14 protein-coding genes are annotated in these 14,776 nt (G+C 59.1%); 4 read left to right on the top strand and 10 right to left on the bottom strand.

Going from position 1 to position 14,776, the window contains the following annotated elements; translation table 11 throughout:
* Positions 1 to 124: 124 nt before the first annotated feature.
* The 4 genes from ABFT80_RS10755 to ABFT80_RS10740 all read right to left on the bottom strand — a co-directional run bounded on the left by ABFT80_RS10755 (position 125) and on the right by ABFT80_RS10740 (position 3,530).
* Positions 125 to 1,396: a beta-ketoacyl-ACP synthase gene (locus ABFT80_RS10755; RefSeq protein ID WP_347971910.1), complete on the bottom strand. Its 1,272-nt coding sequence runs from the start codon at positions 1,394 to 1,396 to the stop codon at positions 125 to 127.
* A complete protein-coding gene (locus ABFT80_RS10750; RefSeq protein ID WP_347971909.1) occupies positions 1,389 to 2,588 on the bottom strand; it encodes a beta-ketoacyl-ACP synthase in 1,200 nt (399 codons plus the stop codon). Before ABFT80_RS10750 ends, ABFT80_RS10755 begins: the two co-directional genes overlap by 8 nt.
* Before the next feature lie 25 nt (positions 2,589 to 2,613).
* Positions 2,614 to 2,895 (bottom strand): acyl carrier protein, encoded by a 282-nt coding sequence (locus ABFT80_RS10745; protein WP_347971908.1) that lies wholly within the window; start codon positions 2,893 to 2,895, stop codon positions 2,614 to 2,616.
* Between the two features lie 95 nt (positions 2,896 to 2,990).
* Positions 2,991 to 3,530 (bottom strand): histidine phosphatase family protein, encoded by a 540-nt coding sequence (locus ABFT80_RS10740; protein ID WP_455189918.1) that lies wholly within the window; start codon positions 3,528 to 3,530, stop codon positions 2,991 to 2,993.
* Between the two features lie 137 nt (positions 3,531 to 3,667).
* Here ABFT80_RS10740 and ABFT80_RS10735 point away from each other — a divergent pair, with 137 nt between their 5' ends.
* Both ABFT80_RS10735 and ABFT80_RS10730 read left to right on the top strand, forming a co-directional pair.
* Positions 3,668 to 4,609: an AEC family transporter gene (locus ABFT80_RS10735; RefSeq protein WP_347971906.1), complete on the top strand. Its 942-nt coding sequence runs from the start codon at positions 3,668 to 3,670 to the stop codon at positions 4,607 to 4,609.
* A gap of 142 nt (positions 4,610 to 4,751) precedes the next feature.
* Entirely contained in the window at positions 4,752 to 6,209 is a 1,458-nt protein-coding gene (locus ABFT80_RS10730; protein ID WP_347971905.1) for an NAD-dependent succinate-semialdehyde dehydrogenase, read from the top strand.
* Positions 6,210 to 6,532: 323 nt separating this feature from the next.
* Here ABFT80_RS10730 and ABFT80_RS10725 read toward each other — a convergent pair whose 3' ends face one another.
* Positions 6,533 to 6,985 carry an Lrp/AsnC ligand binding domain-containing protein gene (locus ABFT80_RS10725; protein WP_347971904.1) on the bottom strand — a complete coding sequence of 151 codons (453 nt, stop codon included), beginning with the start codon at positions 6,983 to 6,985 and terminating at the stop codon, positions 6,533 to 6,535.
* Between the two features lie 139 nt (positions 6,986 to 7,124).
* On the opposite strand from ABFT80_RS10725, the gene putA reads away from it, so the two are divergent.
* The gene (gene putA / locus ABFT80_RS10720; RefSeq protein WP_347971903.1) at positions 7,125 to 10,745 is read left to right on the top strand and encodes a bifunctional proline dehydrogenase/L-glutamate gamma-semialdehyde dehydrogenase PutA; all 3,621 of its coding nucleotides are present in this window, start codon (positions 7,125 to 7,127) and stop codon (positions 10,743 to 10,745) included.
* 5 nt (positions 10,746 to 10,750) lie between these two features.
* Here putA and ABFT80_RS10715 read toward each other — a convergent pair whose 3' ends face one another.
* From ABFT80_RS10715 to ABFT80_RS10695, 5 genes are read right to left on the bottom strand one after another with little or no spacing between them, the layout of a single operon-like run.
* Positions 10,751 to 11,122 carry a bleomycin resistance protein gene (locus tag ABFT80_RS10715; protein WP_347971902.1) on the bottom strand — a complete coding sequence of 124 codons (372 nt, stop codon included), beginning with the start codon at positions 11,120 to 11,122 and terminating at the stop codon, positions 10,751 to 10,753.
* A gap of 1 nt (position 11,123) precedes the next feature.
* Positions 11,124 to 11,438 carry an antibiotic biosynthesis monooxygenase family protein gene (locus tag ABFT80_RS10710; protein ID WP_347972206.1) on the bottom strand — a complete coding sequence of 105 codons (315 nt, stop codon included), beginning with the start codon at positions 11,436 to 11,438 and terminating at the stop codon, positions 11,124 to 11,126.
* The gene (locus tag ABFT80_RS10705; protein WP_347971901.1) at positions 11,438 to 11,692 is read right to left on the bottom strand and encodes a hypothetical protein; all 255 of its coding nucleotides are present in this window, start codon (positions 11,690 to 11,692) and stop codon (positions 11,438 to 11,440) included. The genes ABFT80_RS10710 and ABFT80_RS10705 overlap by 1 nt, the downstream gene beginning before the upstream one ends.
* A 31-nt stretch (positions 11,693 to 11,723) precedes the next feature.
* Entirely contained in the window at positions 11,724 to 12,170 is a 447-nt protein-coding gene (locus ABFT80_RS10700) for a hypothetical protein (RefSeq protein WP_347971899.1), read from the bottom strand.
* A gap of 5 nt (positions 12,171 to 12,175) precedes the next feature.
* The gene (locus ABFT80_RS10695; protein WP_347971898.1) at positions 12,176 to 14,359 is read right to left on the bottom strand and encodes a TonB-dependent hemoglobin/transferrin/lactoferrin family receptor; all 2,184 of its coding nucleotides are present in this window, start codon (positions 14,357 to 14,359) and stop codon (positions 12,176 to 12,178) included.
* 200 nt (positions 14,360 to 14,559) lie between these two features.
* On the opposite strand from ABFT80_RS10695, the gene hemP reads away from it, so the two are divergent.
* Positions 14,560 to 14,769 (top strand): hemin uptake protein HemP, encoded by a 210-nt coding sequence (gene hemP / locus ABFT80_RS10690; RefSeq protein WP_347971897.1) that lies wholly within the window; start codon positions 14,560 to 14,562, stop codon positions 14,767 to 14,769.
* Positions 14,770 to 14,776: the final 7 nt, after the last annotated feature.

The raw sequence follows: 14,776 nt of genomic DNA, 5'->3' as shown, positions 1-14,776 counted from the left end.
GGAGGTCTTACCAAAATTGTGAGCGCTCGTGGGCTCGATTCAATCTCAGCCACCACTTCCCTCATCCTGAGGTGCGAGTGAAACGAGCCTCGAAGGACGCACCCAATGCTTAAAGAGGCCGCTACTAAACCGGTTCCCGCGCCATGACAAGGCAGGTGTTCTGGCCGCCGAAGCCGAAGGAATTCGAAAGCACGGTGCCGACCTGCGCTTCGCGCTTGACGTTTGGCACCACATCGAGCTCGATTGCCGGATCGGGATTGTCGTAGTTGATCGTCGGCGGTAACACGCCTTCGCGCATGGTCATGAACGAAACCGCGGCCTCGATTGCACCGGCTGCAGACAGCGTGTGACCGATCATCGACTTGTTCGACGACACCGGGATTTTGCGGATGCGCTCGCCGAAAACGGTGGAGAGCGACATGTGCTCCATCTTGTCGTTTTCAGGCGTCGAGGTGCCGTGGGCGTTCACATAGTCGATGCCGGTATCGTCCAGACCTGCATCCTCGATCGCTGCCCGAACCGCGCCGATGGCTGGCGAGCCGTCCGGCTTGGAGCGCGTGCGGTGGAAATCGTCGGCCTTTTCGCCGCAGCCGCGCAGAATGCCGAGTATCGTCGCGTCGCGGGCGACCGCACTTTCCAGAGATTCGAGCACGAGTGCTGCCGAACCTTCGGCCAGAACGAAGCCATCGCGGTCCTTCGAGAAAGGTTTCGATGCTTTTTCCGGCACGTCATTATTGGTGGAAAGTGCTGAGAGCAGCGAAAAGCGGATCAGCGCTTCGGCGGTCGCGGAACCGTCTGCGCCTATCGACAGCGCGCGGTCGCATTCGCCGCGACGGATCGCTTCGACGCCAAGCTGGATAGCTGTGGCACCGGATGCACAAGCAGTCGACAACGTGATCGGCAGGCCGCGCGTGCCGAATTCATCGGCAAGGCGTGCAGCGATCGAGCCGAATTGCGATGTCTCGAATATGTCGAGCGACTTCAATGCAAGCGAGGCCGAAAACAGGCGTTCGGATGCGGAGCCGGTTTTTTCGGAATTGTAGAGCGAAAAGCGATCGCGCCAGTCAAGTTCCACAGGTGGCGAGGCGAGAAACAGCGGGCCGTTAAAGTCGGTGCTGCTCAGGCCGGATTCGGCAACCGCTTCACGCGCTGCGGTCTGCGCCAGTTCAAGAGTAAGCGCGCTGGCGCCCTTATTGCTCGAAGCCAAAAAATCGACGGTGCCGGAGATGCGCGTGTTGAGGTGATCGACCGGAAAGCGCGTGATCGGGTGAATGCCGGAGCGGCCGGACGTAAGGGCCGCCCAATTGTCGGCCTTGCCGACGCCGAGCGAGGTGACGACGCCGATGCCCGTAACGGCAACGACCGGCCTGCCAAGATGATCCGTGTACTTAGCCATGCGCGTCTGCCGCAGCGACGAGCGCTGCGCCCTCGAAATAATGATAGCCGATGGCTGTCGCGAGTATGGAGGCGGGAACGCCGTCGTAGGATTTTTCAGCGCTTGAATCGAACGCCGGGTAGCCCGCCTTGCGATCCAGTGCGAGTGCCGCAAGCGCAATCGCGAAAGGGAACTGCGCTTCCTTCAAATGGCCGGTCAGCGTGCCGAATGCGCGGGCAACAAGCGCCGGGTTCGCATCGAGTGCGGCTTTCTCGGCCTTCGTCGCGGCATGTGCGCCGGATGCGCCGGAAAGCGTCAGCAACGGATTTTGTTGTCCGTCTGCCTTCTTGATCAACTCGGAGATCGCATCACCAAGGTCTTCGCGACTGCGCCGTGCCGCACCCGAAATCACCGGGCCGAGCGTCGCATAGATATGACGGCCACGCTTTTGCGCATGTTCGCGCGATTCCAGAACCAGAAACGCAGCGCCCGAACCGCTGACCAATCCGCCGCCTTCAGCGCCTTCGCGCTGCCAGACCGGCTTCCATGGGCCGCGATGCAGAAACGCACCGAGTTCATAGCCGAGCAGCATGTCTGGGTGTTCGGTCTGGAATGCACCGCCGACCAGCATATGCGTCGACTGGCCTGAGCGGATACGCGCGGCTGCGGTCTCAATGGCCGAAACGCCAGCGCCTTCTTCGCCCATGAAGGTGCGCGAAGAGCCGGTGACTTTGTGGACGATCGAGATATTGCCGGCCAGAAGGTTGGAAAGCTGCGCCAGAAAAAGGGTAGGGCGCAGTTCGGTGGTCAGTTTCTCGTTGAGCAGGATGTCGTGGTCATTACGCGCTTCGGAGGCTTCGAGGATCGCGCTGTCGACGGCTACGTCGCGCTCGCCGCCGCCTGCCGCAACGACCATGTCCATGGTCGCGCATAGCGCTTCATCGGTCTTTATGCCTGCATCGTCGAGTGCAAGACCGGCGGTGTAGGTGCCGAGCCTCTGCCACGTTTCCATCTGGCGCTGGTCGCCGCGCTTGGCGATCTGCAGGCTCCAGTCGATTTCAGGCAGCGGATGGATCGAGTAGGGCGCAAAACGCGTCGAATCGACGTTGGACACCGGCTCCTTAGCCGTCAGTTTTTGCCAATGCGCGTCGGTGCCTTCTCCCAGCGAGGAGACGAGGCCGATGCCCGTTATGACGACGTCGTGAGAAGCCATGCCTTTACCGATCAGCCTGAATGAATCAGGCGTTCTTTGCGGCGACGAGGCCGTCGATTTTGGCGCAGAGGTTCTTCATGACGAAGTATTCCTCGGTGGTCGCCTTGCCGTCGTTCACGTCCTGCGTCCACTTTTCAAGCGGCACCTTGATGCCGAATTCCTTGTCGATGGCGAAGACGATGTCGAGGAAATCGAGGCTGTCGATGCCCAGATCATCGATCGTGTGGCTTTCAGGGGTGATCGTATCGATGTCGATCTCGCTCGTATCTGCGATAATCTTGGCGACTTTTTCAAATGTGGTGGACACGGCTTTTCCTTCGAATACGGAGCAGATATTTCCGCGTTTGCTTTGTGGCGCTTCCTAATCGGTTTTTTCAGGCAGGAAAAGGGCCAAATCCCTGCTCAGTTGAATACGATCCGGCCGAGCACATGCAAACCTTCGCCCTCAGCACGTACAATTACGGCTTCGCCCTCGCGCGCATTGGCATCGAGAAGCGCGTTTATATTTTCAATCTGCGTGACGAGAACCATGTTGCCCGAGCCCGAGAAATCCCGGATTTCTGTGAGGATGAGTTCTTTTTCGCTTGTCGCATTGGCACTGTCGAGCGGTTCGAATTCCTCCAATACGCGGTCACCAAATGCCAGACGCGCGGTTTCCAGCGTGCGGCAGTAGCGGCTGGAGAGAACGCGCTCGACCGGCGCTGCGCGCGTTGCGAACAATGCACCGATTTTCTTGGCCTGCTGCTTTCCGCGCTCGGAAAGATTGCGCTGCGTGTTGCATTTTTCAATGTCGAAATTCGGCGGATCGATGGTGCCGTTGGAAAGTGCATGGCGCAAAATCACGACATGACCACCTTCGCGTAGCAAAGCCCATCCGGCTTCTGTTGCCTGTGCAGGTGCTGCCATCAATAAAGCAATCAAAAAGAATCCAAGCCGACGCATCAATTATCCTTATGCAATTTCATACATATAGGGATGGCAAAGCCGAACGAAAGGCAAGCCGTCGCCTTGTCGCGCCCGAAGCTTGATCTGACACGCAGCAGTTGCGCTCTTTCCAGCCCGCGCATATCAAGCGAGCGATGTCTTTTCTCTTCGAAACAATCCTGTTCGTTTTCGGACTTGTGGCCCTCGGTTATGCTGCGGGCAAAACAAACTATCTGAGTTCGGATACGGGCGATGGACTGTCTGACTTCGCGGTGAATGTCGCGATGCCGCTTCTCCTGTTTCGAACGATGGTAAGCGCCGATTTCAACGGCTCGATTCCCTGGTCATTATGGGGCGCATATGCGGTGGCGGTCGCTGTTGCGTGGACGGTCGGGCATCTGGTGACCACGCAGATATTCGGACGCGATTCGCAGGCGGGCGTGGTCGGCGGCGTCGCGACGTCGTTTTCCAATCTGGTCCTGCTGGGTATTCCCTTCATAATCGGCATCTATGGGCAGCAAGGCTTCGAGATACTCTCGCTGATAATCTCCGTGCATCTTCCAACCATGATGATGGCCTCGATCATATTGTTCGAGGTTTTCGGACGCGGAAATGGCGGGGCAGTCCAGATTTTCCGCATTTTCTTTCGCCGGTTGAGCGCCAATCCGCTGATATGGGGCATAGTTCTGGGGCTTTTCTGGCGACTTACGGGCATCGAAATGCCGGCCCTGCCTGCTCGCCTCATCGATGCGCTGGCCAGCATCGCCGCGCCGGTCGCGCTTTTCGCCATGGGGCTCAGCCTCGTTAAATTCGACGTGCGCGGCAATCTTCGCCCAGCCTTCGCGCTGACGGTCGTAAAACTCATGCTCATGCCGGCAGTGGCACTGGCTTCAGCTTGGGTGTTCGGCCTTTCGCCAATGTCTGCCAAAATCGTTGTTGCGGCGGCTGCTTTGCCGTCCGGCGTCAATTCCTACCTGATCGCCGCGCAATTCGGCACCGGTCAGGCATTGGCGTCCAACCAGATGACGATTGCGACGGCCTGCGCGGTTGTCACCACCGCGTTCTGGCTTTGGCTTTCGGTTCTGATTTTCGGTTAATGCCCGCTGGCATATTGTTTTGGTCATGCAAGCGGAATTGCCTTGCGAGGAGAGGCAGGCATAAGATCGGATCGACATCCGCCCATAACAGTTAGACAAGTTCCGGTTAGTTCGAAAAGCATTCTGCAGAGGAGGCATGACCATGCTCCAGAAAACAAGCCATTTCATGAAACAGGCCAATCTCATCAACGGTGAGTGGGTGCAGGCCGATTCCGGCCAGACGATCGACGTCACCAATCCCGCAACTGGCCTCAAGATCGGCACCGTGCCGAAATCCGGCAAGGCTGAAACCCGCCGCGCCATCGAGGCTGCGGATGTCGCTTTCAAAAGCTGGCGCAAGACGTCGGCGCTGGAACGCTCAAAGCTGCTGCGCAAGCTGCATGACGCCATCATGGACAATCAGGATGCCTTGGCCGAACTGCTGACGATGGAGCAGGGCAAGTCGCTGTTCGAATCGAAGGGCGAGGTGGGTGCCTCTGCCGCCTATGTTCTGTGGTTCGCGGAAGAAGCCCGCCGCACCTATGGCGATGTCGTGCCGTCGCCCTGGGCGGATCGGCGCATTCTCGTCACCAAGGAGCCTGTCGGCGTTATCGCGGCGATAACGCCCTGGAATTTCCCGTCTTCGATGCTGGCGCGCAAGATCGGCCCGGCACTTGCGGCGGGCTGCACGGCAGTCGTCAAGCCAGCCTCGCAGACACCCTTTTCGGGCCTCGCCTGGGGTGCGCTGTGCGAGGAAGTCGGTATTCCGAAAGGTGTCGTCAATGTCATCACCGGTTCCGCCGGTGAAATCGGCGACGAGATTTGCGCTAACCCGCTTGTCAGCAAGATCACCTTCACCGGATCGACCGAGGTCGGCAAGATCCTCATCGAGAAATCCGCTTCGACGGTGAAAAAGGTTTCGATGGAACTCGGCGGCAATGCGCCCTTCATCGTGTTCGAAGATGCCGATATCGACCGCGCGGTCGAAGGTTCGATCACCGCCAAATACCGCAATTCCGGCCAGACATGCGTCTGCACAAACCGGTTTTTCGTTCAGTCCAGCATCTACGACAAATTTGTCGAAAAGCTCGCCACGGCGTCAAACAAGCTCAAGGTCGGGTCCGGTCTGGACGAGGGTGTCCAGCAGGGGCCGTTGATCGATGAGAAGGCAGTCGAAAAGGTTGAGGAACTGATTTCGGACGCAACCTCCAAGGGCGGCAAGATCGTCGCGGGTGGCAGGCGTCATGAACTCGGCGGCTCGTTCTTCCAGCCGACCGTGATTGCCGACGCCACGCCGAAAATGCGCTTCATGAAGGAAGAGATATTTGGCCCGGTGGCGCCGGTCTTCAAATTCGAAACGGAAGAAGAGGCCGTAAGCCTCGCCAACGACACCGAATTCGGCCTCGCCTGCTATTTCTACACTGGCGATCTCGGCCGCGCCTTCCGCGTCATGGAAGGACTGAAATACGGAATGGTCGGCATAAATGAAGGCCTTATCACCACACCCGAAGCGCCGTTCGGCGGCGTGAAGGAATCCGGCCTCGGCAGGGAGGGCGGACACCAAGGCATCGAGGATTATCTGGATACGAAATATGTTTGCATCGGTGGTTTGGGGCTGTAGAGCCTGACTATAAACCGTTTGGGGGCGCACACTTTTGAAGTGCGCCCTTCAGGATGAGGAGCGATATCTGTTTCGACGGAATCACGAGGCGCCCCCCTCTGTCCTGCCGGACATCTCCCCCACGGGTGGGGAGATTGGCTGACACAACCTTCGCCTCTTCATTCTGTAGCGTCCGCAATTGGTGCCGCGCTTTAATGATAGTGTAATCTCCCCACCTGTGGGGGAGATGTCCGGCAGGACAGAGGGGGGCGCTGTCCCGCCAGCGTTTCTATCTAAAAATGACGGACACACCAAAACGCCAAGCCTGCGCGGTCAGGAAATTCCTACCTATCCTTCACCGTCTCCATCGCCACATAAGTCGAAGTCTGAGCCACATGCGGCAGTGCTGAAATGCGCTCGCCCAAAACGCGGCGGTAGGCAGCTATATCCTTGGTGCGCACCTTCAAAAGATAATCGAAATTTGATGCAATCATGTGGCATTGCTCGATTTCCGACACCGAAAGCACTGCCCGGTTGAACGCGTCGAGCGCGGCGGAGCGTGTGTCGGACAGCTTCACTTGGACGAAAGCGACGTGCCCTTCGCCCATGCGCTCGCGGTCGATGATTGCCGCATAGCCGCGAATGAAGCCGTCACGCTCAAGCCGTTTCACCCGCGCCTGCACCGGCGTCTTGGACAAGCCCACCTTCGCGGCAAGTTCCGCCATGGAAATCCGCCCATCGCGCGCGAGCGCGGTCAGGATGTTTCTGTCCAGGCGGTCCAACTGAACTTCTTCCATCGATGTGGCGATCCATATGTGTGAGATTTTGCCTCATATGTAGTCTGAACGGTCTGAAAAGTCGATATATTCGGTCCGATGCGTTTTCTGCAGCCATGCTAGGATGAGGCCAATCCATCTCAACGCCCGCAGGGTTTCGATGACAGTCCAGACGCTTTCCTCTCTCCGCAAGCAAATCCGCGCAAATTATCTTCCCGACGAAGGCGAGGCCCTGGAGCGTCTGGCAGGTCTGGCAGCTCTTTCCAAAGACGAGCGCGCCGCGATTTCTTCGCGCGCCGCCGATCTCGTTCGCGCTGTGCGCGGCTCTTCCGATCCACGGCTGATGGAAGTGTTTCTGACGGCTTACGGCCTCTCGACCAAAGAGGGCGTGGCGCTGATGTGTCTGGCCGAGGCGCTGCTGCGCGTGCCGGACACGGAAACGATGGACGAACTGATCCGCGACAAGATCGCGCCGCAGGATTGGTCGGTTCACTCCGGCGAATCCACCTCTATCTTCGTCAACGCCTCGACCTGGGCGCTGATGCTGACGGGCCGCGTTCTGGACGAAGGCGAGGGCAGCATCGAGCGCACATTGCGCGGCATGGTGCGTCGCCTCGGCGAGCCGGTTATCCGCAAGGCAGTTGCGGCTGCAATGCGCGAAATGGGCGAGCAATTCGTGCTTGGCCGCACGATTACTGAGGCGGTAAAGCGCGGCCGCCAGATGACGGGCAAGGGCTATCTCTATTCCTTCGACATGCTGGGCGAGGCCGCGCGCACGGAAGCCGATGCGCTGCGCTATCACAAAGCCTATTCGGACGCGATTTCATCGCTGGACAGCGGCTCGACCGGTCCTGACATTCGCTACAATCCGGGCATTTCGGTGAAGCTTTCCGCGATCCATCCGCGCTACGAAGTGGCGCAGAAGGAAGCGATGCTGCCCGTCATGGCAAAGCGGCTTTTGTTGCTGGCGCAGGCCGCCAGACATGCCCGCATGGGGCTGAACATCGATGCCGAGGAAGCCGACCGGCTCGATCTTTCTCTGGATGTCATCGAAGGTGTGCTTTCCCATCCTTCGCTGGAAGGCTGGGATGGTTTCGGCGTCGTCGTGCAAGCCTATGGTCCACGCGCAGCCTTCACCATCGATTGGCTTCATGAATTGGCGACACGGCTCGACCGCAAGATCATGGTGCGGCTCGTGAAGGGTGCCTATTGGGACACCGAAATCAAGCGCGCGCAGACGATGGGGCTCGATGGCTACCCGGTTTTCACGCGCAAGGTGAATACCGACGTTTCCTACATCGCCTGCGCCCGCAAACTGCTCTCGATGACGGACCGGATTTATCCGCAATTCGCGACGCATAATGCGCATACGGTGGCCGCCATCCTCGCAATGGCTGGAGACCGCGACAGTTTCGAATTCCAGCGGCTTCACGGCATGGGCGAGGCGCTGCACGAAGCTGTGCGCAAGGCCGAAGGCACGCGCTGCCGCATCTATGCGCCCGTCGGCGCGCATGAGGATTTGCTGGCCTATCTGGTGCGCCGCCTGCTGGAAAATGGTGCGAATTCCTCCTTCGTGCATCAATTGACCGACGAAGATGTGAAGCCGGAAGACATTGCCCGCGACCCGTTCGAAGTGATCGAAGCGCAGGAAGGCGCGCGAAATCCGGCAATCGTCGCGCCATCCGAGATTTTCGGGGCGGGGCGCGAGAATTCGGAAGGCTGGGACATTACCGACGCCGTCACGCTCGAAAACATCAATGCCGCGCGCAAACCATTCGAAGCGCCGTATAAATGGGATGCGTGGCCGCTGAGCGGCAAGAAATCGGCGGGAAAACCGCGTGATGTCGTCAATCCGGCGAACTCTTCAGAGATTGTCGGCACCATCGTCGAGGCGAGTGCGGGCGAGGTCGAAAAGGCGATTGGTTCTGCATTGAAAGCGCAGCCTTCATGGGCCGCGATGCCTGTCGCGAAACGCGCGACGATCCTGCGCCGTGCCGCCGATCTCTATGAAGAAAACGCCGTCGAATTTTTCGCGCTCGTATCGCGCGAAGCGGGTAAGATGCTTGCAGATGGCGTTGCAGAACTGCGCGAAGCGGTCGATTTTCTGCGTTACTACGCTGCCGAAGCTGACAGTGCCGAGAAAAACAGCGAGGCGCGGGGCGTAATCGCGTGCATTTCGCCGTGGAACTTCCCGCTTGCGATCTTCACCGGCCAGATTTCCGCAGCGCTCGTCACCGGGAATGCGGTGATTGCGAAACCGGCAGAACAGACGCCGCTGATCGCATTCCGTGCCGTGCAGATGCTGCATGAGGCGGGTGTTCCTGCCGATATTCTGCATCTTTTGCCGGGCGATGGCCCCTCGGTCGGCGGCCCGCTTACTGCCGATCCGCGCATAGCGGGCGTGTGTTTCACCGGCTCGACCGAAGTCGCAAAGCTCATCGAACGCCAGCTTGCCGAGACGGCAGCGCCCGATGCGATGCTGATTGCCGAAACGGGCGGTCTCAACGCGATGATCGTCGATTCGACCGCGCTGCCTGAACAGGCTGTGCGCGATATCATCGCCTCGTCGTTCCAGAGTGCCGGTCAGCGCTGCTCGGCACTTCGCATGCTCTACGTTCAAAAGGACGTGGAAAAGAAGATGCTGGTCATGCTGGAAGGCGCGATGAAGGCGCTGGTGATCGGCGATCCGCTGAAACTCTCCACCGATGTCGGGCCTGTGATCGACGACGAAGCGCAGGCCTCGATCCGCGATTATTGCGCAGATATGGAGGCCAAGGGCCGGCTCATGGCCAAGCTCGATGCGCCAGCCGATGGCCGCTTCGTTGCGCCGCATGTGCTGCGGGTGTCGGGCATTGGCGAAATGGAGCGCGAGGTGTTCGGGCCAGTCCTGCATGTCGCGACCTTCGATGCCGACAATATAGACAAGGTCATTTCCGATATAAATGCAAAGGGTTACGGGCTTACCTTCGGCCTTCACACACGCATCGAAGCGCGCGTGCAGCACATTGTCGATACGGTCCATGTTGGCAATATCTACATCAACCGAAACCAGATCGGCGCGGTGGTTGGTTCTCAGCCTTTCGGCGGTGAGGGGCTTTCCGGCACCGGCCCGAAAGCTGGCGGTCCGCACTATCTGAAGCGGTTCCGCCGCTCCGTCAGTGCCGATGCGGCGGTGAAAGATGCCCCGGCACTTTCCGCCGAGGTGCTCAACAAAGAGCTTTCGAAGATCGCGGCAGCAGGCTGGGCGACCCAGCCGGATCGCATCACGACGCTTCGGCGTCATCTGCGCGGCAAGGCTGCGCGCGCGATTTCTGCCGCAGCCGCGCTCGATTTCGGCCCGGTCGATCTTCCAGGACCAACAGGCGAGGGCAATGCGCTTTCGCTGGCACCGCGCGGAAGGGCATTGTGCCTTGGCCCAGATAGCGAAACGCTTCTGCTTCAGGCGGTGCAGGCGTTGGCTGCGGGAAATGCCGTTCTGGCAATCGCGCCAGGTGCGGTGGCAGCACTCCAGCCGCTGAGCGGGAAGGGCCTGCCGATTGCCGTTCTGGACGGACGCGTCGGGGCCGGCGAACTTGCCAGCCTTCCGATCGATCTCGTCGCTTTTTCTGCGGAAAAGGAAGCGCAGCGGGCCGTTCGACAGGCGCTTGCGAAGCGAAAGGGGCCAATCGTGCCGCTTGTCAGCGAAATTCTCGACCCGGCGGCCTATGCGCATGAACGCGCGGTTTGCGTGGATACGACCGCTGCAGGCGGCAATGCGAGCCTGTTGGCTGGGGCGGCGTAAGGTTCTTACGCCTCCTCCGGTGCGCAGCCAAATCGCAGCAGATTGCCGTGCGGGTCATGGACATAGAATTCCTTCATGTTCCACGGCCGGACGGTGAACGGGCTCAATCTCTCCACGCCGCGTTTTGAAAACTCGGCGTGCAGTGCTGATACCTCACCGCCGCGAATATAGCAGGACGAAACCTGTGGCAGCGCGGTGTCGGCCGTATACCAGAAATGGATCTCCATCTCGCCGCGCCGGACGATCAGATATTCATCCATTTCCGGCTGAATGGCCTCGAAACCAAGCTGGTCGCGATAGAAATCCCGGCTCGCCCTTATGTCGGGCGAAGGCAGGATCGGTATCGTGCGTGCGAAATCGATGGTTTCGCCCGGCATTTCAGGCGCCTTCGACGACCGAAAAGCCTTCGAAATTCGGATGGCCGATGTAGAGCGGCTTGTTGTCGCCTGCGTTTCTGTGGGCTGCGCGGAAATTCTCCGACTTGGTCCACGCCACGAAATCGTCCTGGCTCGCCCAGACCGTATGCGAGGCGAACAGCGTGTAGCCTTCGGCCTCGTTGAACGCGCCGCGCAGAAGGTGAAATTCCTTAAAACCCTTCATCTGATCCAGCGTCGATTCGCGGTTCTTCCAGACGTTTTCGAAAGACTCTTCCGAGCCTTTCTGGACCTTGAAGCGATTCATTGCGATGTACATCATTTGCCTTTCGTACTGCGTGTCGCGGATTGCCTGTGAAACGTGATAACCTTGTCGTCGTCCAGACCTTCCGCCGTCCCTTTCGGGTTAGGCCCAGCCTGGCTCGTAAACGTCTCGCGATAGTTGTCCAGCCGTGCGACATTCGAGCTTGTTTCGATAGCTTTTTCGCGACCGTGAAGCAAATCGGCGAATTCGGGCAAAAGACCGTCCTTGCGACCGGATGCCAGATGGTGAAACGCTGCTAAGGGGAACATGCGGGGCCTATCCTTGCGTAGTGAGGCCAGCTCAGAGCCCGAAGGCTATGCCGGTCTTGGTGGTGGGCTTGAGGGCGGAAAGACATGCGGCGGGCTCTATGCCGTCGCCTGCGCATTCGGTCGCCTGATTGATGAGAATTCGGCTGATTTTTGCGCAGTCCACGCCTGAAAGATCGAACCGCGTCACCTTGGTTTTATCGACCGGCAATTCCTTGAAATCGAGAACCGTCAGGCGGTCCACCACGCCCGAGTCGTTGAACAGCGCGATTTCGAATGCGGCTTTCGAGAGTTCCTTGCCGAGATGGTTGGCGACCACGAATGTCAGGCGGCACCCCTTTTCGGAGGGCTGCGCCGCGTTCAGTTCAAGGTCGAGAGTAGAGGCCGGCGCGCTCTCTTGGGCGCGCGCCGGACCTCCTGCCGCGAACGACAAAATCACTGCGGAGGTCAATAAATTCATGATCGTCGTCGTGCGCGGCATTTCTGTTATCCTCCAAAACGCATTGTTGCGGCGAGTTTCAACGTTACGCCCGGCTCGTAAACGGTCGAGGTCGTCGTCGCGTTCAGCGGATTGGCGTATTTCTTGTCGAAAATGTTGTCGGCGCGGAAATCGACCTTGAAATTGTCGTTGACCTTGTAGTTCACGAAGGCGTTGACCAGCGTGTAGTTTTCCGCAGTCGTATTGCCGTCCGGTGCGCCGTTGTACTGCACTTCGCCGCCTATGGTCAGGCGCTCGTCAAGCAGGCGGAAGCCGAGATGTGCCGTCACCTGCGATGACGGGACGGTCAGCAAATCCTCGCGAACGCCTTCCGAATAGGTGTGTCCGTCGATGACCGAAACGCTCAAGCCGCCGAAGAAACGCCCGGCATCGTAGATCGCTTCAAGCTCGACACCGTTGATCTTGGCCTCGGCGAAGTTCTGATACTGGTAGCAGATTGGAACTGTGCCCGGAATGAAGGGGCAGCCGCTGCCGGGAGCGAAGGCCGAGAGTGTCTTGCCGCCGATGTAGTCGGATACGTCATTGTTGAAATAAGCGGCCTTCAAGCGAAGACCGTCATCCGCATAGAACAGACCGTCACGCTTGTAGTTTATGCCGAATTCCACGGTCTTGGCCGTTTCGGGCTTCAGGTCGGGATTGGGAAGGAACGGGAAGGCGATGCCGTTGGGGTGCAGGCCGCTGATCAGCGTTTCCGTCACACTCGGCGAGCGATAGCCCTCGGCGTAAGTGCCGTAGAATTGCAGGCCGTTCAGTTCGGTCTTTTCGAATGGCGAGACGCCCACCGTGATGCGCGGCGAGAGGCGATCGCCAGAACTATCGGCTTCGCCGGCCAGCTTGTAGCTGTCGTAACGCAGGCCGCCGATGATCTCCAGCCAGTCGTCATAGGACGCCTTGTTCTGCACATAGGCACCCCAGACCGAACGTCTGCCGGATGGTGTGTAGACGTCGCTGCCGCCAGTCGGGCTGGCCGTCACGACGTCGTCCTTCAGCCAGTCGCCGCCATAGGTCAGCTCGTGCGAGAAGGCGCCGGTGTCGAAGCGCGAGGTGTTCCAGATGTCGATGCCATAGGTGTCGAGGTCGTAATTTGTTTCGGCACCCGCAGGAACCAGTGTCGGAATTCCGGTGACGGAATCGAACTGCATCCCGGGCTTGAGGCGCGTCTGCGTGAGATCGGCCTTGTTGTAGGAGGCGTTGATGTGCAGATCGACCCATGGGTTTTCGGGGTCTGCTAGTTCATAGCGCGCGGTGAAGGTGTTCTGCTTCAGATCGGAATCGTAGGTGTCGATACCTTCCTTCCAGCTATCGCTGGCACCAACCCAGCCAAGCTTCAGCTTGCTGTTTTCCGTCGGGCGAATCGTCGTCTTCAGAATGCCGCTGAGAACATCGAAGCCGGTGCCTGCGACGCGGTCGCCGTCGCCATCCTTGTAATCGCCGAAATCGCGCCAGACGATATTTCCGATGACGTCCGCCACTTCATTGAAGCGGTATGCGCCGGTAGCACTTGTCGTGTAGCCGCTGCCATTGGTCTCAAAGCGGCCCGTCACCGATCCCGCGTAGGTTTCGCCAGGGTTCAGGAAGTCTTCCGCGTCTTTCGTCTCGAACGCAACGACGCCGCCGATCGCGCCCGAACCATAGGTGTTGGCAACGGGACCGCGGATCACATCGACCTGCTTGATCAGTTCGGGATCGATGAAGAAAACGCTCTGCGTGCCGTGGCCGGAGCGTTGGAAATTTTGCCTCGCGCCATCGACGATCACGGCAACACGCCCGAAATCCTGAAGGCCGCGAATGTTGATCGAGGAAATTGCGCGCTTGGTGTCGGACTGCGCCGAAACGCCCGGAACGCCGAACAATATGTCACCCGGCGTGGAAGCCATGCGGCGCTCAAGCTGTTCCGGTCCGACATGGCTGACGGAAGCCAGCGTATCGATGGCAGTTTCGCCGGTTCGGCTGACGACCGTGATCTGGTCGAGAACGACAGGCGCTGCCTCGTCGGTGGATGCTTCTGCTGCAGTCGTTTCGGTGGTCGCTTGCTGTGCCGATGCGGCCGAAATGCTGATCGCCAGGATCGCGGCGCTGGTCAGAAGTGTGCGCCTTGTGTTGAAACGCCTGCCTGAAACTGCTCCGCCACAAGCATAATGCAGCGTATTTTTGCTGTTGCCGAACCCCATCGCCCTAACTCCGTCATCGGTGCTGGCTCGCTAATGCTGGCTCGCGGTTTTCATTCGGAGGGGAGTGGTATAAAACTTGACTCGCTTACTCCGGTATTGCACTGAGTATTAAACCTGATAATTAGTGTCAAGATTGATTGCCGATTCAAACCGGCCCAATCCGAGCAGGTCGGAACGGCCGAACAGGAGTGGAGACAGATATGAACACGCACAACCCGCACCACTTCCACATGCGCCCGCGTCGCACGGCCGAAACGACGGTCGTTCGCACCGATTTTGCACGGCCGGTAACGCGTACCGTGGCAAGCGACACGCTTTTCCGCGGCGATCACGAAATCGGGATCGAGCATCACGGCGCGCTCTACAGGCTCAAAATTACCCGTCAGGGAAAGCTCATTCTCAATAAGTAAGGTGAAG

The organism is Foliimonas ilicis (assembly GCF_039939195.1).
GTDB lineage: Bacteria > Pseudomonadota > Alphaproteobacteria > Rhizobiales > Rhizobiaceae > Foliimonas > Foliimonas ilicis.
This window is presented reverse-complemented; position numbering and strand designations above follow the sequence as displayed.